Source organism: Psychrobacter pygoscelis, assembly GCF_004335015.1.
In the GTDB taxonomy this organism is placed as follows: Bacteria; Pseudomonadota; Gammaproteobacteria; order Pseudomonadales; family Moraxellaceae; genus Psychrobacter; species Psychrobacter pygoscelis.
Window position 1 is genome coordinate 48,236 of the sequence record NZ_RQRU01000007.1, and the last position, 21,759, is coordinate 69,994.

Sequence of the window (21,759 nt, forward strand, 5' to 3'; positions counted from 1 at the left end):
ATGCAAGTGACTCGTATTATTCCTGATGTGCCAAGCTTTTTGGCAAATACCTTAAGCTACGAAGCTTGGACCATATTATTTATGGTCGTGCAGTCAATATTTATATTTTTGGTCATCGTTATCGTTGCTGCCTTAATGATTATTTATGAGCGTCGAATGTTGGCGTTGTGGCAGGACCGTTACGGTCCGAACCGTGTGGGACCATTTGGCTCGTTGCAGCTGGTCGCGGATATGCTCAAAATCTTCTTCAAGGAAGATTGGACCCCTAAGTTTACCGATAAGTTCATTTTCACCCTAGCGCCTGCGGTCGCTATGTTCACCGCATTGGCTTCCTTTACCATTATTCCTATCTCGCCAACCATGGGCGTAGCGGATTGGAATATCGGTATATTGTTTTTCTTCGCTATGGCGGGAATAGCCGTCTATGCGGTGATGTTTGGTGGTTGGGCATCAGCGAATAAATATTCACTACTAGGTGGTCTACGCTCTGCCGCGCAGACAATCAGCTACGAAGTATTCTTGGGCCTATCTTTAATGGGCGTCGTAGCGATGACTGGGTCATTTAACCTGCGCGAGATCGTCGAGTCGCAAGTGCATGGCTGGTATATTATTCCGCAGTTTTTAGGCTTTTTGACCTTTGTGGTTGCTGGCGTCGCAGTTACCCACAGACACCCCTTTGATCAGCCAGAAGCTGAGCAAGAGCTGGCCGAAGGTTACCATGTAGAATATTCTGGCATGAAGTTTGGGATGTTTTTTATTGGTGAGTACGTCAATGTGGTCCTAATCTCTGCCTTGATGACTTGCCTATTCTTCGGCGGCTGGCTCGCGCCCTTTAATCTCAATATTCCATTTGTGCCGCCAGCCTTCTGGTTTATGATCAAAACCCTATTTTTTATGACCATGTTTATCTTAGCGCGTGGATCGCTTATGCGGCCACGATATGATCAAGTAATGAATTTTGGCTGGAAGATTTGTTTGCCAGTGACACTATTTAACTTACTGGCTACCGCCGCTGTCATCTTGATGCTTCAATAAGCCTGCGCTGCTAAGGAGAAGACCTGTTATGTTTACTGCCTTAAAAAAGACCGTCGTTGGCATATTCACCATCGTACGCTCAATGTGGATGGTCAATAGCCACGCGCTCAGACCACGCGATACCATCTTGTATCCTGAGCAGCCAGTGCCCGTGCCGCCACGCTTTCGTGGTCGTATCGTATTGACTCGTGACCCTGATGGGGATGAGCGCTGCGTCGCGTGCAACCTTTGCGCCGTAGCCTGTCCTGTCGCCTGTATTTCGCTACAAAAAGCAGAGCGCGATGATGGCCGCTGGTATCCTGAGTTTTTTCGGATTAATTTTTCGCGCTGTATCTTTTGCGGTATGTGCGAAGAAGCTTGCCCAACGACAGCGATTCAGCTGACGCCTGATTTTGAGCTGGGCGAATATGTTCGGCAAAATCTTGTCTATGAAAAAGAGCATTTATTAATATCTGGGCCGGGCAAATATCCAGACTATAACTATTACCGAGTGACTGGCATGGCTATTGCTGAAAAGCCTAAAGGTGCAGCCCAAAATGAGGCAGAGCCTGTGGATCTAAGGAGCTTGTTGCCATGATGGAGTTATTTACTAGTGGTATCGACCACAGCGCGCAAATTGGCTTTTATGCCTTAGCAGCAGTAGCGATTATCGCTAGCCTGCGCGTGATTACTCATGCCAATCCAGTACATGCCATATTATCGATGATTGTGTCGTTATTATCGGTCGCAGGTATCTTCTTTATTCTAGGCGCTCCCTTTGCTGGTGCTCTAGAAATCATTGTCTATGCCGGCGCTATCTTAGTACTTTTTGTCTTTGTGATAATGATGCTTAATTTAGGCATAGCCAATGAGGCGCGAGAGAAAAGCTGGCTGTCTTCCAAGGTGTGGGCAGTACCAACAGGCCTGACGGCAATTATTGCTACCGTCCTTTTTGCCATGATTGGTCTTGGCAGTCCAGCACCACATGGCGGTGCTGCTCAGGCACTTCCGGCTTTAATTGGTGCTAGTACGGTCTCTGCTAAAGCCGTGGGCACGTCATTATTTAGTACCTACCTTATGTTGGTCGAAGTGGCGGCTTTATTATTGCTTGCTGCTCTCGTTGCTGCCTATCATTTGGGTAAAAAAGCGCTTGATGATGAGAATGTCAGTCATAGCAGTCAGCTGCTCAACTCGCAAATTAATAGTAACAATAGGGGCGATAGCGATGATGTTACCAGCTCCACCAAAGAGTCGCTGAAAAAAAGTGACTCTTATGAATATCAGCCAATAGATGCCAAAGACTATGTCGGTGTTCAGCGCGTTGTGAATAAGGAGATAGACTAATGGCCCAGACCGTAACGACAGCAGAAGTTGAGTCTGCACCATTTTCACATATGGTCAATCAGGGTACTAGTGTGCAAGCTGCGTCTAGTACCGCTTATAGTGAGCCTGTACAGTCTTCTGATGCTGAACGATTAGCCGATGGCAATTTAGCGAGCTTACAGTCGCATGAGGCTGTCACGGTAGTGCCAGCTGTACAAGATGGCGCTGCAGTGTTAGCACCGATTCCTATGAGTCACGGGCTGATATTGGCGGGTCTATTATTCGCCATTGGTCTTTGCGGAGTTATGGTGCGTCGTAACTTCTTATTTATGCTCATGAGTCTAGAGATTATGATGAATGCCGCTGCCCTTGCCTTTATTGTAGGGGGTAGCCGCTGGGTTAATCCTGATGGTCAGATTATGTTTATCTTTATCTTAACCCTAGCCGCCGCAGAGGCCGCGATTGGTCTGGCTATTTTATTGCAGTTTTATCATAAGCGCGGACATCTCGATGTCGATAGCGCCAATGAGATGAAAGGATGATGACATGAGCTTATTACCATTAACCTTTATTTTTCCGCTCATTGGCTTTTTGATATTAGCCTTTATGCGTGACCGCTTGAGTGAGCAGGCCGCCACCTTTGTCGGTGTCGGTAGTATGGGGCTATCGGCGCTATGTGCTTTTGTCGCCTCTTACACTTATCTGATGACTTATGATGCGGGTTCGGTGGTCAATTTACCACTGTGGACTTGGCTTCAGGTTGGCGACTTTGCGCCAAGATTTGGTCTTAGCTTTGATGGATTGGCGTTAACGATGACCGGGGTGATTACCGGTGTGGGCTTTTTGATTCATCTATTTGCTTCTTGGTATATGAAAGGTGAGACAGGCTTTGCACGCTTTTTTAGCTACATGAATCTATTCGTCGCTAGTATGCTGCTGCTGGTTTTGGCTGATAACTTATTGCTGTTATATCTCGGCTGGGAAGGCGTGGGTATTTGCTCTTATTTACTCATTGGTTTTTATTTCCACGACCGAGCCAATGGCCGCGCGGCGATGAAGGCTTTTACCGTGACACGGGTAGGGGATGTTTTTTTAGCTTTTGGCTTGTTTTTATTATTCCGCGAATTCGCCACTTTAAATATTCAACAGATCATTACTCAAGCGCCGCAGATGTTTGAGGTGAATAATCCAACACTTATCCTTGCGACCACTATGCTTGTTGGTGGTGCCATGGGTAAGTCAGCGCAGTTGCCACTGCATACTTGGCTTGCTGATGCGATGGCGGGACCTACGCCTGTGTCGGCACTGATCCACGCTGCTACCATGGTGACCGCTGGGGTTTATCTAATAGCGCGAATGCATCCTTTATTTGAGCTGACACCAGGTATTTTATTATATTGGGTCGGCGCAGTAGGGGCGTTAACACTAGTAGTCGCTGGATTCTGCGCGCTGGCACAGACTGATATCAAGCGTATCTTGGCCTATTCAACAATGAGCCAGATTGGCTACATGTTCTTAGCGCTAGGCGTTGGTGCTTGGCATGGGGCAATCTTTCATTTAATGACTCATGCTTTTTTTAAAGCCTTGCTGTTCTTATCGTCAGGTGCGGTGATTTTAGCGGTTCATCATGAGCAAAACATCTTTAAGATGGGCGGGTTACGCCATAAGATTCCACTAGTGTTCTGGTGCTTTATTATTGGTGGCGGTGCGCTAGCGGCTATTCCTTGGGTGACGGTCGGTTTTTACTCTAAAGAAGCGATTCTTTGGGAGACTTATGCCACCGGTCATCAGGTGCTGTTCTATATGGGTGTATTCGGTGCGTTTTTGACGGCGCTATATACTTTCCGCATGATTTGGTTCACGTTCTTTGGCGAAGAGAAGACCCATGCCCATAAGCTATCTGGGGTGTCCTATTGGCTGCCACTGAGTGTATTGTTGGTGCTATCGACAGCAGTAGGTGCGCTTATTGTACCGCCGCTACATGGCGTCTTGCCTGAAAGCGTTGGTCATCTGATGGAGCTATCTGGCGACGCGCACGGTAAGCACACCGCAGAGCTGATCGCCATGGGCGCTATGGCTGCAGGTCTAGTGCTGGCGTTCTTATTATATGTACTGAATAAAGGCCGAGTGCTGACTAGCTTTAAACAATCGAGCATTGGTGGTGCACTCTATCATTGGTGCTATCACGGTCTCGGCTTTGATGCATTGTATGACCTTATCTTCGTCAAGCCCTTCTTAATGATAGGTCGACTGCTAAAATCTGACCCGGTGGATAAGACATGGAATATATTGCCAATGATGGTATCAATAGGCAACAAGGCACTGTCTGCCACGCAAACAGGGTCACTTCGAGGCTATGCTGCAAGCTTTGGCTTGGGTATGGCAGTACTGCTCGTACTGGTAATGATGACGGTGGTGTAAGATGACAGAGTTTCAACAAGTATGGCAACTGCCCGCCTTAATTGCTGTGCCCTTTATTGCAGGCTTATTATGCTGGCTGGTAGAGAAGCTTAATACTCGCTTGCCGCGTTGGATTGCCCTCATTGGTATGATAATTACCTTTGGTTTGACGATTCAGCTATGGCAGGCTGGTACTTTTGCTGGAATGAGCGAGCAAGTGATCGCTCCGACAGCTGCGACGCCTTGGATGGCTGAGTATATGCTGCCATGGATACCTAGCTTTGGTATCAGCTTTCATTTGGCTATGGATGGTATGTCGCTATTGATGGTCGCTTTGACTGCCTTATTAGGTATTATGGCAGTTGGCTGCTCGTGGAATGAAATTCAGCGCCGAGTTGGCTTTTTTCATCTTAATTTACTATGGAGTCTTGGCGGCGTCATTGGGGTATTTTTGGCCATTGATATGTTCTTATTCTTCTTCTTTTGGGAGATGATGCTGGTCCCTATCTACTTCTTGATTGCTATTTGGGGTCACGATGCTATAGGCGGTAAGACTAAAGAATACGCGGCAACCAAGTTCTTTATCTATACTCAGGCCTCGGGTCTTATCATGTTGGTCGGAATCTTAATTCTGGTCATCCTTAACTTTTTTCAGACCGGACAAGCCAGTTTTAACTACGAAGATTTATTACAGACCCAGCTTGGTGATTGGGAATATCCATTGATGTTGTGCTTTTTTATCGGCTTCGCGGTCAAGCTGCCTATTATGCCTTTTCACGGCTGGCTGCCTGATGCCCATGCTCAGGCGCCGACCGCAGGTTCGGTGGATTTGGCCGGTATTCTTATTAAAACGGCGGCTTATGGCTTAATTCGATTCGTCCTGCCGTTATTTCCCAACGCCTCCCAAGACTTTGCCCCGATTGCGATGACTCTAGGGACGATTGGTATCTTTTATGGCGCATGGCTGGCCTTTATGCAGACCGATGTTAAGCGGTTATTGGCTTACACCAGTGTCTCGCATATGGGCTTTGTGGTACTGGCTATCTATGCCGGAACGCTGCTCAGTCTACAAGGGCTAATGATCCAGATGTTGGCACATGGCCTCAGCTCTGCTGCGTTATTTATCATGGCAGGTCAGCTATATGAGCGTATGCATACTCGTGATCTGCGCTTGATGGGCGGCATGTGGGGCGAGTTTCGTTATTATGCGCCGATGCTAATGTTCTTCTGCGCAGCGCTACTGGGGATCCCTGGTACTGGTAACTTCATTGGAGAGTTCTTGATATTAATGGGGGCTTTTGCCCAGTACCCGCTATTTGTCATTTTAGCGACCACCAGCTTGGTGGTAGCAGGGCTGTATTCGCTTATCCTGATTCATAAAGCGCTATTTGGTGACAACGATGTTAAGCAAATCGCTGCCAATCAAGCACGTGCTCATGCGCGGCATGAAGCGCAACGTGAAAAGCATGATTCAGGAGCGCTGCATCCTAGTGCAGCTCAGCAGGTAGCTGGTACAGAATTTAAGCTTAATAGCGCCTATCGATCGCGTCATTCCTCTCATGAGGTGGCCGCAATGAATACGGCATCGACTGCGCCGAATGCTACGTTAATCACTGAGCCGGCCCCTACTGTCCGTGTCCGTGATTTGGGCAAACGTGAGCTGTCTTTATTACTTGTTTTAGCTGCTGGATTGGTATGGCTTGGTCTTTATCCGCAGCATGTGCTGGATACATCAAGTCAAGCCATGCAGTGGATTAATAATGCTTATGTCTATAGTGAAGTCTCACAATTAGAGCAGACGCAATCTCTTGGTGCGATGGAGGCACGTTAAGTCATGAGTGAATTAATGATGAATGATTTGATGAGGCTTGCGCCTTTTGCACCGATACTCGCAGTGGTGATGACTATCTTATTTGTGATGCTGGCTATTGCCTCTAGACGCTCACATTTTATCACCGGCACCATTAGTGTCATCGGGTTAAATGTCGGTCTAGGCATATTGTTGGCACAAATGTGGGGGTTTGGAGAGTTGCAGTTGACCCCTGCGCAGATGGTGGTCGCTAGCGAACAGCTATTCGTCATCGACCACTTCGCCCAGTTTAATATGATGGTAGTGCTGGTTGCAGCATTAGCTTGTTGCACACTGTCTTATGCTTATCTATCGACGCTAAAAGACAATAAAGATGAGCTGTATTTGCTGATGCTATTGTCTACGGCCGGTGCGATGTTTATGGTATCCGCGCAGCATATGGCGTCATTCTTTATGAGTCTTGAGCTGCTATCAGTACCGCTATATGGCATGCTGGCGTATACCTTTATGCGAGAGCGCTCTTTGGAGTCGGGACTGAAGTATTTGGTACTGTCAGCGACCGCTTCTGCCACTCTACTAATGGGTATGGCACTTATCTATGCTGAGACTGGTACGCTGCATTTTAGAGAGATTAGTACGGTGTTACCGGCGTTATTTGCCTCGCCGTTGGTGATCGCTGGGTCGGCGCTGATGATATTTGCTGTCGCCTTTAAACTGTCTGCCGCGCCCTTCCATGCTTGGACACCTGACGTCTATGAAGGTGCACCAGCACCAGTTGCGACGTTTTTGGCCTCTGTTAGTAAAGTCGCCATGATGGCTTTGGTAGTTCGTTTCCTAATTGGTTCTGAATTATTGGCATTAGCGTCTGTGCAGCTGTTACTGATGGTCATCGCTGCCTTATCTATCTTAGTGGGTAACTTATTGGCAGTGCGTCAGACCAATCTCAAGCGACTGCTCGGCTATTCATCTATAGCGCATATGGGCTACGTGCTGATTGCACTTGTCAGTATCGGCGCTGAAGCACAAAGAACGGCTTCCTTGTACATGGCAGTCTATGCGATGACTTCAATTGGGGCGTTTGGGGTAGTGACGTTGATGTCTAGCCCATATCGCGCTAGTGGTGAAGCAGGTGAGCTTATACACTATCATGGGCTATTTTGGCGTCGTCCAGTATTGACTGCTGTCATGACCATTATGATGTTATCACTGGCTGGTATTCCGTTAACTGCAGGCTTTATTAGTAAGCTCTTTGCCGTACTGGCAGCCGTTCAGGGTCAGCAGTGGTTCCTCGCAGCGATGATTATCATTGGTAGTGCTATTGGCTTATACTATTATCTACGCGTTATGCTGACGTTGTTCAAACGACCTAAGAAGTTTATCGAGTATGATGCGACTTGGCATTGGGGCATTGGTGCTGGTGGTATCATGATTATGGCAGTGACACTGCTGGTGGTGTACTTTGGTATCTTGCCAAACAGTCTTATCGAGTGGACCTCGTTTGCACTAATTTGGTAGTTAAGTAAGCCTATAGCAATCATGACGTTTATAGGATTGTTAATCAGGTATTAGTATCTTAATTTATAAGCTTAATCAGCCCCACGTTATGTTACGCTTGGGGCTGTTTTTATGAATAAGACAAGGGCGAGCTTGGCGTATAGCACTCAGGTCTTGATATTATGGTTGCTTTATACCTAGTTTGAGGCGATTTTAGCCGTCAATTACCTTAATATTTATATATTCAACAGGCCCTATTATCTTTAGACATGCTATCAATATTTAAGAAGAGTAGTTATGAGTGATTCGATTCAACCTGTCAAAGTATTGAGCAAGACCACGTGGACACCGACGTTATTTAGCTTTACGGTGACGCGGCCGGAGAGCTTTAAGTTTACGGCCGGTCAATTTGTACGATTGGGTGTTAACCCTAGTAAGCTAATGGTCTATAAAAATAAAGAAAGACAAGTTGATGATTCAGATAATCCCGTCAATGAAGATATCTTTCGTGCCTATTCGATTGTCTCATCGCCCTTTGATGAAGAGCTGGAGTTCTTCTCAATTGTCATTCCTGATGGGGCATTCACTTCACAGCTACAGCATTTACAAGTGGGGGATGAGCTACTATTAAAGACCACGCCATTTGGCTTCTTGACCCTAGCCAGGTATCAAAAACCGCTACCTAAAGACTTATGGTTACTGGCGACCGGCACGGGATTAGCCCCATTTTTATCTATGCTGCAAGACTTGCAAACTTGGCAAGATTACGACAATATTATCTTAGCTTATAGCGCTCGAACTAAGTCAGAGCTGGCCTACGTTGAGCGTATTCAGCAGATTACTGAGGACTTCACCAGCTTGGTGGACAATCCAGCTAAGTTTACTTTTGTGCCTATTGTCACTCGTGAGTCTGTCGAGGGGGCATTAACTGAACGCTTGCCTAAATTGCTCCTTGACGGCACATTACAGCGTCATGTGGGGCTGGAGCTAGACCCTGAAAGTACGCACATTATGCTGTGTGGTAATCCAGATATGGTAGAGGACACCAAAGAAGCGCTTAAGTCTCTAGGACTAACGATGAATCGGCGCGGTGAAGGCAATATTGCGGTGGAGAACTATTGGTAGCATATACCACTGTTTCTTTTTAGCAAGAGTCTTAGCAAGGGCAACCTGTGCCAACCCTTCCTTCGAAATAGGAAGGGGGCGTAATACTGAATTAGGCTTCTTGGCTTGGGTCAGTGGCATCGCTGACGGGATTGATGGGGCCTTTCATTAGCTCAGGCTCTGGGTCATCTTTATCGCTTAAGATATTGTCGCCTTCACTGACTGAGATAAGATCACGGTAGTTAACTTGCGTCTTTAAGATAAGCTGCTCTTCTTCAACTTTACCGTAGTTGACTTGGACTTTGTGCAGCGCGGTCATGATCTTTTTATTCTTTTTGAGCCAACGATGAATATCAAGGTAGATGATATTGTCTTTGGGCCGAGCGATATTAATATAGCTTAAAATAAAGCCTAGCGGGTCTTTTTTGAGGACGCTATGGTAGAACCAAATGGCAAGCTTGATACCTTGACGCTTGATAAATGACTCACAGCGTAGATTCAACACATCGGTATAAGTCTTTTGCGCGAAGACAAAGCGTTGAACATTACGGTCAAGCTGTGCATGGACCAAGCCAAAGTTACTGGCAACCTCTGCATAAATACCAGCGGCATTTACCGTACAGTAAAGGCGGAACCAGTCGTCATGCAGCTCAACACGCAGCTCTAATATTGCCCCTACATTATCTGTGACAAACTTCTGCAAAGCATCATTGATCTGCTTTTGGCTGACCGGAAGGGAGAATTCGTCTTCTACCACATTGGTCGCTTTGTTATACCACTGCTTTAAAGTCTGGGTAAAACCGCCCCAAGTGTCACTAAAGCTTTCAGAGAAGCGAAAGCCAACACTATCAGAAAATTGATCAAAATCGCTCAAGCTCATTGTCCTTATGCATCATTATAATGCGGCTATAAAGTAGGCTAGTACCAATTAATGGCAATCGACTGGCAAAGATAGAAGCTATTGTAGCAAATTTTATTTACACGTCGAGCACTATCGTTATGTGGTTGTGTGACTTCAATGGCAATGGTCAGCTGTAGTATCATTCTTGTAGGATAGCGCATAGGATTGTGCTATGGGATTGAATAGAATGGGAAAATAAGATAGGCTGCACCATTGAGTGAGGTAAGATGATTTGACCTTATTGCGGTATCTTTAAGTGCTTATTTATTAGCGGCTTATCTAAGTCTAAGGCTCACCCAAATGCAGTGCCCAGCAGTTTCAAGTGGCAACAATACTCTATAATCTATTAGAAGTATGATGACCCAAACCAATAATACTCAACACCGCCGCGCTTTAGCAGTGCTAGCAAAGCAAGATATGACCATGTTAGTGGCGATTATCATTGCTGTCACTGCTCATGCGCTATTGATATTCGGAGTGAGCTTCTCAACAAATAAAGACCCCGCTGCTATGGTGCAAGATGTGGCCAAGGTATTGAGTGATAATATGGAGCTCAATAAGGATGCCAAATATATCGCCAATGCTTCGCAGGTAGGGGGCGGCGAGGTGCGCCAGCAACTGCGTCAAGAGAGTAAGCAGATCAGTCCAATGAGCGATCAGCAGATGCAAGAGACTCAAGATGTCATCAATCTTGATTCGCAAGTACGTCCGCAGCAAGCGCAGCAGAGCTATCTGCACACCACATTGAGCTGGCGTGATGCGGAGGTGGATGAGAATAACGACAATGAAAAACTATCAAATGACCTGATGGCTCAAGAGAAACGGCTACGTAAACAGATAGCCACCTTAGAGGCGCAGCTGTCTCAACGCGAGCAGGTATTCGCCACTAAGTCCAAGGTTGTGACTGTCGATGGTAACTCAACGACCAAAGGTGATATGGTAGAGTATGTCGAGCAGTTTCGTCATCAGGTCGAGCAGGTGGGCAATCAATATTATCCGCCGCAAGCACTGGCGCAAGGTATCACCGGAGAGGTGCGACTGATGGTCATTATCAAGCCCAATGGCTATGTAAAAGCCATTCGACTGCTAGAGTCATCAGGGTCGGTGATCTTGGATGAGGCGGCAAAACAGTCGGTCCGTGAGGCCGCGCCGTTTGGTAAGTTCACGGCTGAGATGAAAGACGTTGCTGAGCTGCGGCTTATTCGAACTTATCGCTATAGTGATACTGTCGAGGTAACTTTTTAGACTGACTGTCTAAATGACTGTCTGACTAGCTAAGCCTAAGCTGGCTAGCTATTGCCTAGGACTTATTGTTAATTGATGGTAATAGAGTTTCATGGGTAAAAGTTGCTATATTTACCCTATATTCTGCCCTTAAATACAGTCAATCCTATGTAAAACTGCTACGTAAAACCGTCGTTAGTATAAATTTATTGCTAGCAGTCATAAGATGACCAAGGCGTGAGGTGGGCGTAAATTCATCAATTCATCCCAACGACTTTGGGGCAAATCTAAGATGGATTGACTGTAGTTGACGTATTTATAGTCACCAGCTCTTTGCTTTGATCGACAAGACCATGCTGCTTTTATTGTCATAGTTGCACTAATCTCCCGCCTTGCTATCTTGAGCCTATTGATTAATGCTATGGCCATCTCTTAGCCATACGCACCTTTTATAAGAGAGTTTATCGTTTATAATTGCGTGCTCATCTCCTTAATGAGAAGTATATAAGCTTATGAAAGACCTGAGTCTAATATTCGATATTGAACGTATAGTTGCGACTGCGGTAGCGCTGAGTATCAAGTTGGCAGTCGCCATCCTGATATTTGTCATTGGTAAGTGGTTGGTAGAGCGGATTATTAAAGTCGCTGATAAGATGATGCAGCGCAGCCGCCTAGATGAGACAGTGGCACGTTTTTTGAGCAATATACTCTACGGTATCTTATTGGTCGTCGTTATTATAGCGGCATTGGGTCAGCTGGGTGTCAATACCAATTCGATAGTCGCCATCCTTGGCGGTGCTACGGTCGCTATCGGTATCTCTTTAAAGGATCAACTGTCAAACTTTGCCGCCGGTCTAGTTATCGTCATATTTCGCCCATTTAGTCGGGGTGATTATATCGAGGTAAATGACACTCTAGGTACTGTCGATCTGATTACTATCTTACACACGCGGCTTATCACGATTAATAATCATGAGCTGATTATCCCTAACAGTAAAATATCCACCACCGAGGTGATCAACTACACCTCGTTGCCCAATCGCCGGGTAGATATCACCGTAGGGATTGGCTATAACGATGATATCAAGGTAGCTAAGGACATCATGCTTGCGGTAGCCAGTGAGCACCCACTGGTCTTCAAAGATCCTGAGCCGTTGGTACGGGTGACCAATCTTGGAGATAGTTCGGTAGATATTACCCTCAATGTGTGGTCGACCAATGGTGATTGGTGGACTGTCAATTGTGACTTACTTGAGCATATCAAGGTGGCTATGGATGCGAATAACATTAATATTCCCTTTCCGCAGCGCAGTATTCAGATTGAGGGCTTTGAGAAGCTACTGAGCAATACCGACACTCAGAGTGCTATATCGCGCCATCTTAATAAGGATTAGCTACTCCAAGGTGGGATAAAATAGCGATCTCAAAGCTCTCCATCTCGTCTTGTTCTGCTTGCCCCAATTCGTGGTCGAAACCTAGTAGATGCAAGATGCCGTGCACTAAAAGATGCGTCACATGATCCTTAAGCGGCTTGCCTTGCTCGCTCGCTTGCTGCTCAACGACGCTTTGACAGAGGATAAGCTCACCCAAGGGTAGGGTAGGCAGCTCAGCCAGTATAAAAGTAGGCAAGTCACTTGGGTAGGATAAGATATTGGTCGCATAATCTTTGCCGCGAGCGTCCAAATTGAGCTGGCGACCTTCCTCTTCATCAGTAATATAGACATCTAACTCTTTAGGTTTTTGCTGCCATAGCGTAGCATCAACCTCTGTAAAATAAGGAAATACTAGACCAGATTGCAGCTGCTGATTCATATAAGCCAGCGTGGTGGTGAGTATCTTTTGGATGTTGTCATTGTCATAAAATTCGGCTATTACTGTTGGATCAATTGTCTCGGCCTCGCTGACGCTAATAAAGGCGCTGGGTGATTCTGACGCTGTTGTCATATCAATTTATATTCCACATTAATTGAGTTATAGAAGTGTTTGGCCTAGTTATCATGGACGGCTGTGAATGTATAGAAGCTAATCAGCATAAAAAAGCCGGATATCAAATCCAGCTTTTCTAGGTGATTCATGAGTTATAGCTAAGCTTTTGGTGCATTATTTGCTGACGCGGCGGCCTCTACCATGCGGCGATCTTGCTCCGCTATTCTGGCCTGTTTTCGCGCTTCTTTGATCGACTCTTGCTCTTCATCAAAGACATCATAAGCTTCGACGATCTTCTGGACCAACTGATGGCGTACCACGTCTTTTGAGTCAAATTTAGTGATGTGAATCTCATCAATTTTACCCAAAATCTGTAGCGCTTGAGCAAGACCAGACTTATGACCACGCGGCAGATCCACTTGGGTGATATCGCCAGTAATGACGGCACGTGAGCCAAAGCCCAATCGCGTCAAAAACATCTTCATCTGTTCAGGTGTGGTATTTTGCGCTTCGTCCAAGATGACAAAAGAGTTATTCAAGGTGCGACCACGCATGTAGGCAAGGGGAGCTACCTCAATAATCTGTCGTTCAATCATCTTACCGACTTTTTCAAAGCCGAGCATCTCATACAGCGCATCATATAAAGGACGCAGGTATGGATCAATCTTTTGCGATAAGTCACCAGGCAAGAAGCCAAGCTTTTCACCCGCTTCTACTGCAGGACGCACCAATAAGATACGCTCGATCTCGTTACGCTCAAGCATATCGACGGCACATGCCACGGCAAGATAAGTCTTACCAGTACCAGCAGGGCCTACACCGAACGACACATCTGAGGTTAAGATGCGCTTGACGTAGCGCTGCTGATTGCCCCCACGCGGGATGATTTTGCCTTTGCGGGTACGCAGGCTGACCGGATTGTATTCGTCTGGCTGCTCAAGAGTCCTCTCAGCTTCGTCCTCGGCTTCTTTGGCGCGAGAGACGCTTGATTGGATGATGAGATGCAGCTCTTCTGGGCTGATATGCTTAGCGGTCTGCGCCTCATCAGCAAGCTTATTGATGATGTTCTCAGCACGCTCAATCGCCGTCAAGTCACCAGATAAGGTGATATCATGTTGGCGTTGGCTGATGTTGATATCGAGGCGATCTTGGATGTATTTGATATGATTATTATACTCGCCTAAGAGGACCTTAAGTTGTGGTGAAGTTAAAAAGTCTAAGTTTACTTTCCGAGTAATGGCGTCAGTCAAGTGGGTATCCTTTTGTCGGTAATAGTTTTATTACTATAAAATTACGAAATTTATTCAGGCGCTAGATAGATTGGACGGGCTTTATTTAATGACGTTACTTTAAATGGTGAATCAATACTGATGGGTTAAATTTGCTTATCTCTTTATTATGGTAGTTTGTGGCAAAAATTCAAGCAAAGCCATCAGCAACGACCAGCAATTTTGTAGTAAAGGTGTGATTGGTCTGTGCCAAAAGCTAAGCTCAAAAGCCTGAAGATAAGAAGCTCACGGTTAGCGGTGGATTAAAACTTTGTGCACACCTGTTATTCAACTGATGTGGCTTGCGCGCAACAATATGTACAAGGTGAGTTGAGGATTCAAAGTGATAATATGCTACTCTAATAATGTAAAAAAACCGCCACACTCTCTTTAATTCCTAGCAATATTTGAGTCAATATCATGAATCAGACCGCTCATATCTCTAAGACCGAATGCGACCCTAACGCTATTAACAAAAAAAACATGACTGAGCAGACCGTCCTCATAGCAGGCGGTGGGCACGTGGGCTTGTCTTTCGCACTATTACTGGCGCATCACGGTATTGCAAGCACCCTTATCGAGAAAAACCGCTACCCTTATATCAGTCCTGATGATGATGCTCAGCGTAGCCATTATTTAGACAGTCGCAATACGGCTCTGTCGCGGCGCACGGTACAGATCTATCAAGAGATCGGCCTTTGGGATGAGCTACAAAGCCACGCCTGCCGTATTGATGCGGTGCAGATCAGTGAGCAAGGGAGCTTTGGCCAAGCGGCGTTGAATAAAGCTGAGGAAAAGGTTGAGTCTTTTGGTCAGGTGATGGAAAACGCTTGGTTGGGTCGAAAGCTTCTGCTTGCGGTTCAAGCCAGTCCGCTAATCACCGTGATTGATGGTGCTACGGTCACTAACGTTGCCCAATCAAGTCAATCCGTGACAATTGATATTCAAGTTAATAGTGACAGCAGCGCTGACAGTCAAACTAGAGCTAAAAGTGACACAAGTGCTGTCAATGAAGCCGAGCAAGTTGGCTGGCAGCAGCTTACGGGCACTATGTTAGTGGCCTGTGATGGTCGCGACTCTACCGTGCGTGAGCTGCTAGGTATCGGCACTCAGGCTTATGACTATCAGCAGTCAGCTATCGTCGGTGTGGTACAGACCGATAAGCCGCACGAGCATATCGCTATTGAGCGCTTTAGCCCCGCAGGGCCTTTGGCGGTACTGCCATTGACAGATTCAGATGGAGATGGTCACAACCCTCAACAAGCAGGCTATCGCCGCTCGGTAGTGTGGGTATGCCGTAAGGGTGAAGAGCAGCAATACCTTGAGGATGAAAAATTATTCTTAGCTACGCTACAGAGCGCCTTTGGGCAACGGGCGGGCAGCTTCGTAAAAGTCGGTAGACGCGGTGCTTATCCACTCACTCGCGTACTAGCAGACAAGCAAGTCGCTGGTCGCTGCGTCATCATGGGCAATGCCGCGCATACCTTGCATCCGGTAGCAGGGCAGGGCTTCAACCTTTGTATGCGTGATGCTCATGTGCTCGCGCAAATGCTGGCGAGCCAAGTGCTGCGTGGTGAAGATATCGGTGATACTCAGATGCTGAGTCGCTATGAGCAGGCACGGCAAAAAGACCAAAAGCGGGTCATTCGCTTCTGTGATGCGGTGGTACATGGCTTCACCCACCCCAATCCCGCAGTGAAAATCGCGCGCAATTTAGCCCTATTAGCCTTTGATAAATTGCCTAATATTAAGCCACTGGTTGCGACTTATGCGATGGGGCTTAAAGCTTAGAGCTGGTAATAGCAATGAAGAAGACAATTAAGGTGTAGACCATGACCAAAGAGCAAAATAATAACACCCTTATCATCGGCGGCGGCATTGTGGGCGCAAGCCTTGCTCTAAAACTGGCTCAAGCTCAGTTGCCAGTGACCTTAATCGATGCTCGGCCACCGTTAACCCAGACTGACTGGGAAGAGAAGTTGAGCCAACGCGATGCCCGAGTGTATGCGCTTAGCCTTGCTAGTATTGGTCTACTCAAAGACATCGGGGTTTGGCAAAAGATAGCGGCGTCGCAGCGTAAGGCTGACTACTCACAGATGCAAGTCTGGCAGCAAGATGGTATCGGTGAGCTGAGATTTGGTGATGATGAGGCAGTTGTTCCAAAGCTGCTCGGCAGTATGGTCGAGCCCTTTGTCATTGAACATGTGCTTTGGCAGCGGCTTCAGGACGATGACGTTAGTGATTATGTGACCGTTATCGCAGGGCAAAAAGTAACTGATTTGGATTGGCTCGGTAGCCAAGCAGGATATCGTGTCACTTTAAGTAGTGGCGAGCATATCCAAGGTAAGCTGGTCGTCGGTGCTGATGGTCGCGGCTCTTTTGTGCGCAGACAAGCCAGCATTGCTCTTGACACCTTGGACTATCGTCAGACCGCCATTTGCTGCGCAATTAAGACTGAAAAACCACATCTGGCGACGGCGCGCCAAGCGATGCTACCGACGGGAACGCTCGCTTTACTCCCCCTAGCTGATATTACCGATGAAGATAAAGCCAACCCTCAGCATTGGCAATCCGTAGTCTGGACGCTACCGAGCAACCAAGCTCTGGATATACTTGAGGACTCAGATAAGCAAATCGCCGCGAGTTTGGCTACTGCTTGCGGCTATGAGCTGGGTAAAATTGAACAGATTGAATCTATCGCCAGCTTCCCATTGACCGCGCAGCAAGCTGATACTTATGTCCGTGACAATCTAGCGCTAGTCGGTGATGCCGCACATGGGGTGCATCCATTGGCAGGTCAGGGGCTGAATCTGGGCTTACTTGATGTCATTGCGTTGTTTGAGATATTACATCACGATTGGCAGCGCAGTGGTGGTAATAGTTGGGCGGCATACTCTACCTTGCGCCGCTATGAGCGCGCCCGTCGTCCACATAACAGTATGATGATGCACAGTTTTTCGGCGATGAATTGGCTATTCGCTGGTGAGTTTGCCGCGCTAAGACCGGTGCAGCAGATTCGCAGTGAGGGCATGTACCGCGTCAGCAAAATCAAACCTTTGATGCGGCTGTTTGCGAAGCAGGCGAGTGGGGTTTAGGGGTTGGTTAGATAGTCTAAGGCTTTGGGCTAGGTTATCTATTAGCTTATGTCATAGGATAAAAATAAAAATGACAAATTCAAAAGGAGTTATAGTAATGGCAAGTGGGGTTGTTCTATCTGCTTGCCAAACCCTACCTGCTAAAATCGTTATATCTATAGTCGGCCCACAATAAAACTGTTACGCTGTCATCCTCACTCGTCATACTACTATATAGCCTACGTTTGGCTTCCTTGTAGCAATGTTATTGTGGGTTGACTATATTGAGCAAAGCTAAGTCCAAAATATCGTTAAGCCTAATGTCATTATCAATGTGGATAGTGATGCAGGTGTAATGAATGGTGACCGAAATGAGTGTCTAGCTACGCCGTTTCATATTACCATTGATGCGCGAGGCTGTCCTGCCTCTATATCCTTAGTCGGCCTACTGAGAATGGAGTTTCGGGCATTCTTCAAGAGTCAAAGTTTGTCACTGCGATTAAAAGATTCTGTTGATAATAAGTTCAAAAAAAGTGGCGATAAAGATGAGAGGTTTTGCGCAATCGATTACCGAAAAAATATTTAACCAGTTTTTAATTACTTATTTAACAATATATTGCCAGTAACATAGTTTACATTCTATTAATTTTTATTAAAGGATTTCTGTCTGTGGAAGCTAACGCCCGTAATCTAGAGAGAATTTTTGACAGTACTGTCTCTTATCAAATTCCGTTATTTCAACGACCTTACGTCTGGACAGAAGATAAGAACTGGTGTCACCTTTGGTATGATATTGTTAGTGTAGCAGACCGATATTTATCAGATGAGAATTGCCGGAGTCACTTTTTAGGTGCAGTTGTATTGGAGCGGGTTAACAATGCAACTGGATCTATAGAGACTAGACAAGTAATAGATGGTCAGCAACGATTTACGACACTGCAAATATTAATGATAGCTATTAGAGATTTATGCGCTAAGTATGAGAATACTAAGCTCTATGATAGATTTAATGACTTAGTTACCAATCGCCGTAGCAAGGTAGACTTAGATTATGAGGCTTATAAAGTATGGCCCACAAATAGTGATAGAGAAGCCTTTGAAGTAGTACATCATCTGAGCTTATATAACGAAGAACGTTATAGTCAGCTTGACAGTAAGATTTTGCAAAGTCAGATATTTAAAGCTTATCAGTACTTCACCAGACAGCTTGAAGAGTGGTTTAAAGAATATAATGAAGTTGAAAACTGCTTAGATGCATTATGGCAAGTAGTACGTGAACACTTGCAAATTGTGGTCATTGATTTGCATTCACAAGATGAAGCTCAAGTGATATTCGAAACGCTAAATGCTCGAGGTACACAGTTACTGCCTGCCGATTTAATTAAAAACTTTTTATTTCGAAAGGCTGAAGGTACAGAGGCAGAGGTTGAAAAGTTATATAATGAATATTGGTTAGAGTTCGATGGGGATTTTTGGCGAACAGAGGTTAATCAAGGTAGGACAAAAAGGCCTAGAATTGATTGGTTTTTACAGAATTATCTAAGCTTAATGCTACAGGATGATATTAAAATATCGCACTTATTTGATTCATTTAAAGCATATGTAAATGACACAGAAGACAACTATAGTAAATTTAATAATAAATTTTTTGCACACCCAAAAAATGTAGAAGAACACCTAGTCGCTTTAAAAGCCTTCGCTAAGTTATATCGAGAGATTACACAACCGCAAGACCCTAGACTAGAATTATTCCTATATCGTTTGGAAGCTGTAAATACAGCTACAGTGTATCCTTTATTATTATTGATAATGAAACTGTGGAATAATGAAACTAAAGAATTATATGACGTCTTAGGTCTAATCGAATCTTATTTAGTTAGAAGAATGGTATGCGGTCTTACTACAAAAAATTATAATCGATATTTTATTGAAGTTCTAAAAGAAATTTATAAAGTAGATCATGATTCACAAATTACGGTGAATGATATTCATAAGATATTGTCCAAGAGTGAAAGTGATAGTTCGCGAATGCCGAGTGATGATGAGGTGATAAAACAGTTGGTTGATACACCTATTTACAAACGTATGGCTCAATACAAAATTCGCGCTATTCTGGAGGCTATTGATAGTGCTTCCCATCATCCTAAAACTGAATTAATGCCAATTCAGCGCAACTTAACTATAGAACATATATTGCCTGTAGACTGGAGTAGACATTGGCCTATACCTCAAGAGGATTTAAAACCAGAAGAAATAGTTGAGTATAAGGCTAGACGCAACATACTTAAGGACACTATTGGCAATCTTACATTAATTACAAATAGTTTAAATCCATCAATTTCAAATGGATCTTGGGAATCTAAACGTCCAGAAATTTTAAAATATAGTAAAAATAACCTAAATCTTTATTTTCAGCCTGAAAGTGACGATAACTTAGCAGTATGGAATGAAGAAAAGATTATAGAGCGTTCCAAGAAATTGGCAGAGCTATTTATTAAAGTCTGGAGTCCTCCTTTGATGAAGGGTGAAACGACAAAGCAGTAAAAAAGTATTAAAAGGTTGAGACAAAGGACATCCCAGTGACCACCCTAAAGTACATCTCTCATTACTCAGAGCAGATTCAAGACCAAGCTCGACTGCTTATTAGTAATGACCAGTTAGGGGATTATCTCATAAATAAGTACCCCAATCAGCACGAGATTCAAAGCGACAAAGCACTGTACGACTATATTAGCGACATAAAAAACCAGTACATGCGCAAGAGTAGCCCACTATCGCAGGTCAGCTACAACAGCAAGCTTAAGGTGCTCAAAGCAGCGCTAGGCATGCACACTTATCAATCTCGCGTACAAGGTAGTAAGCTAAAATCGAATAATAGCATCACGGTAGCCAGCTTGTTTAAAGAAGCGCCACCTGAGTTCTTACGGATGATTGTCGTGCACGAATTGGCGCATTTTAAAGAGAAGGAACACAGCAAGGCTTTCTATCAGCTCTGCCGCCATATGGAGCCGGACTATCATCAATTTGAGCTAGATACCCGGCTTTGGTTGCTATGGCGCGAGCTATAGTTAACTTTAATACCCAATGCTCTCCATAAGAGGCTCAATGCCCACGTAGCAAAGGCATCACTGCCGGTTATCTTCACTACTCTAAAGTTAGCCCAGCGCGGACAATGCCACCATCAGCACTGGTGAGACAATATTAATAATAAAACCAAAGCTGATCGCTAATGGGACAACGGCAAGACCACCCGAACGCTGAATCACCGGTAGGGTAAAGTCTAAACTTGTTGCCCCACCGAGCCCTACCGCTGCCGATGGATAGCGGCGCATAAAGACCGGAATAAACAACAAGGCAGCAAACTCTCGCAGTAAGTCATTAAACAGTGCCACGCTGCCCCAGACCGCGCCATAAGCTTCGGTCATGACGATAGCCGATAGCGAGTACCAGCCGAATCCGGCGGATAGTGCCATACCTTGCGTCAAAGACACCTCACGGAATAAGAGAGCAAACAGCATACCGCTCGCTAAGACCACCAGCGTAAACACCGCACTTATCTGGATGCCGCGCTTATTAAGCATCACCTCTTTTAGGGTAATTCCCGAGCCTTTTAGACCAATACCGACGAGTAATATTAACACCATCAGCAGACCCGTCATCGTATTCTCAGGCGGCAGCCAAGTATTGGGTAGCAGCCGACCAAGCCCAAAACCAATAGCGACGCACATTACCTGAACCAAGCTACCGCGGATGCTCACTTTATGCTGCGCTGCATCACTGTCAGTAGGCCGGGCTTGCCATGGTTGCAGCTTATCGAGCAGCATAAGTGCCACAAGACCTGAGCCAATGGTTAGTACCGCTAGTACCAGTACATACAGCGCAATATTGCCCACTTGCGCGCCCAGGCCGTGCACCTGTGACAGCTCTACCCCAATCAGCGTCAAAATTAAATATACCAAATACGACAGCAGTGTATCGGCGAGCCTAGTTCGGGTCTCAGACGCCGGTAGGGCAAAACCTACAAATAGAGGTGCTAGCACTAATGCAAGCGTAATAAGACTTTTAAAGTTTTCAAGATGCGGCATATCACAACCTAACTCGATCAAGAGAAACAACAATCGACGCAAAAAGGCAAAACGTCGATTGTATCACGTTGCGATATTATTAGAGTACTAGGAGATGGCGATAAAGATAGGTGTGATTTACTGTCCTATAAAGGTT

Annotated in this window: 19 protein-coding genes; 15 read left to right on the forward strand and 4 right to left on the reverse strand. The window is 45.6% G+C overall.

Translation table 11 applies throughout. The features are described 5' to 3' along the window. From nuoH to EGV92_RS12575, 8 genes are all read left to right on the forward strand, one after another. A complete protein-coding gene (gene nuoH, locus EGV92_RS12540) occupies positions 1-1,035 on the forward strand; it encodes an NADH-quinone oxidoreductase subunit NuoH (protein ID WP_131669649.1) in 1,035 nt (344 codons plus the stop codon). Positions 1,036-1,063: 28 nt separating this feature from the next. After that, positions 1,064-1,612, forward strand: a complete 549-nt coding sequence (nuoI, locus tag EGV92_RS12545; RefSeq protein ID WP_131669650.1) for an NADH-quinone oxidoreductase subunit NuoI — start codon at positions 1,064-1,066, stop codon at positions 1,610-1,612. Continuing rightward, positions 1,609-2,358, forward strand: a complete 750-nt coding sequence (nuoJ, locus tag EGV92_RS12550) for an NADH-quinone oxidoreductase subunit J (protein WP_131669651.1) — start codon at positions 1,609-1,611, stop codon at positions 2,356-2,358. Before nuoI ends, nuoJ begins: the two co-directional genes overlap by 4 nt. A gap of 227 nt (positions 2,359-2,585) precedes the next feature. Then, positions 2,586-2,879 (forward strand): NADH-quinone oxidoreductase subunit NuoK, encoded by a 294-nt coding sequence (gene nuoK, locus EGV92_RS12555; RefSeq protein ID WP_131669730.1) that lies wholly within the window; start codon positions 2,586-2,588, stop codon positions 2,877-2,879. 4 nt (positions 2,880-2,883) lie between these two features. Continuing rightward, complete coding sequence (gene nuoL / locus EGV92_RS12560; RefSeq protein WP_131669652.1) at positions 2,884-4,758, forward strand: NADH-quinone oxidoreductase subunit L; 1,875 nt, start codon at positions 2,884-2,886, stop codon at positions 4,756-4,758. Position 4,759: 1 nt separating this feature from the next. Continuing rightward, positions 4,760-6,568, forward strand: a complete 1,809-nt coding sequence (gene nuoM / locus EGV92_RS12565) for an NADH-quinone oxidoreductase subunit M (protein WP_131669653.1) — start codon at positions 4,760-4,762, stop codon at positions 6,566-6,568. A 3-nt stretch (positions 6,569-6,571) separates the two neighbouring features. Continuing rightward, positions 6,572-8,062 (forward strand): NADH-quinone oxidoreductase subunit NuoN, encoded by a 1,491-nt coding sequence (nuoN, locus tag EGV92_RS12570; protein WP_131669654.1) that lies wholly within the window; start codon positions 6,572-6,574, stop codon positions 8,060-8,062. Between the two features lie 276 nt (positions 8,063-8,338). Continuing rightward, positions 8,339-9,166 carry a ferredoxin--NADP reductase gene (locus EGV92_RS12575; protein WP_131669655.1) on the forward strand — a complete coding sequence of 276 codons (828 nt, stop codon included), beginning with the start codon at positions 8,339-8,341 and terminating at the stop codon, positions 9,164-9,166. Between the two features lie 91 nt (positions 9,167-9,257). Here the strand turns inward: EGV92_RS12575 and EGV92_RS12580 are convergent, their stop codons facing one another. Further along, entirely contained in the window at positions 9,258-10,025 is a 768-nt protein-coding gene (locus EGV92_RS12580) for a hypothetical protein (RefSeq protein WP_131669656.1), read from the reverse strand. 378 nt (positions 10,026-10,403) lie between these two features. On the opposite strand from EGV92_RS12580, the gene EGV92_RS12585 reads away from it, so the two are divergent. Both EGV92_RS12585 and EGV92_RS12590 read left to right on the forward strand, forming a co-directional pair. Then, a complete protein-coding gene (locus tag EGV92_RS12585; RefSeq protein WP_207401803.1) occupies positions 10,404-11,291 on the forward strand; it encodes an energy transducer TonB in 888 nt (295 codons plus the stop codon). A 491-nt stretch (positions 11,292-11,782) separates the two neighbouring features. Beyond that, positions 11,783-12,664, forward strand: coding sequence for a mechanosensitive ion channel family protein (locus tag EGV92_RS12590; protein WP_131669658.1), 882 nt, complete (start codon positions 11,783-11,785; stop codon positions 12,662-12,664). On the opposite strand, the gene ybeY is transcribed toward EGV92_RS12590, so the two are convergent. Together ybeY and EGV92_RS12600 are read right to left on the reverse strand one after the other, a co-directional pair. Continuing rightward, the gene (ybeY, locus tag EGV92_RS12595) at positions 12,651-13,214 is read right to left on the reverse strand and encodes an rRNA maturation RNase YbeY (protein ID WP_131669659.1); all 564 of its coding nucleotides are present in this window, start codon (positions 13,212-13,214) and stop codon (positions 12,651-12,653) included. The two genes, EGV92_RS12590 and ybeY, sit on opposite strands and share 14 nt — an antisense overlap. Before the next feature lie 140 nt (positions 13,215-13,354). Next, positions 13,355-14,446 carry a PhoH family protein gene (locus EGV92_RS12600; RefSeq protein WP_242678732.1) on the reverse strand — a complete coding sequence of 364 codons (1,092 nt, stop codon included), beginning with the start codon at positions 14,444-14,446 and terminating at the stop codon, positions 13,355-13,357. Positions 14,447-14,947: 501 nt separating this feature from the next. Between EGV92_RS12600 and EGV92_RS12605 the strand changes: the two genes are divergently transcribed. The 5 genes from EGV92_RS12605 to EGV92_RS12625 all read left to right on the forward strand — a co-directional run bounded on the left by EGV92_RS12605 (position 14,948) and on the right by EGV92_RS12625 (position 20,606). Further along, complete coding sequence (locus tag EGV92_RS12605; protein ID WP_131669732.1) at positions 14,948-16,255, forward strand: FAD-dependent monooxygenase; 1,308 nt, start codon at positions 14,948-14,950, stop codon at positions 16,253-16,255. 41 nt (positions 16,256-16,296) lie between these two features. Next, the gene (locus EGV92_RS12610; protein WP_131669660.1) at positions 16,297-17,559 is read left to right on the forward strand and encodes an FAD-dependent oxidoreductase; all 1,263 of its coding nucleotides are present in this window, start codon (positions 16,297-16,299) and stop codon (positions 17,557-17,559) included. 334 nt (positions 17,560-17,893) lie between these two features. Continuing rightward, complete coding sequence (locus EGV92_RS12615; RefSeq protein ID WP_131669661.1) at positions 17,894-18,124, forward strand: hypothetical protein; 231 nt, start codon at positions 17,894-17,896, stop codon at positions 18,122-18,124. A gap of 83 nt (positions 18,125-18,207) precedes the next feature. Next, positions 18,208-20,082 (forward strand): DUF262 domain-containing protein, encoded by a 1,875-nt coding sequence (locus tag EGV92_RS12620; RefSeq protein WP_131669662.1) that lies wholly within the window; start codon positions 18,208-18,210, stop codon positions 20,080-20,082. Positions 20,083-20,117: 35 nt separating this feature from the next. Further along, a complete protein-coding gene (locus tag EGV92_RS12625) occupies positions 20,118-20,606 on the forward strand; it encodes a M48 metallopeptidase family protein (RefSeq protein ID WP_131669663.1) in 489 nt (162 codons plus the stop codon). An 87-nt stretch (positions 20,607-20,693) separates the two neighbouring features. Here the strand turns inward: EGV92_RS12625 and EGV92_RS12630 are convergent, their stop codons facing one another. Beyond that, a complete protein-coding gene (locus EGV92_RS12630; protein WP_131669664.1) occupies positions 20,694-21,623 on the reverse strand; it encodes a LysO family transporter in 930 nt (309 codons plus the stop codon). Positions 21,624-21,759: the final 136 nt, after the last annotated feature.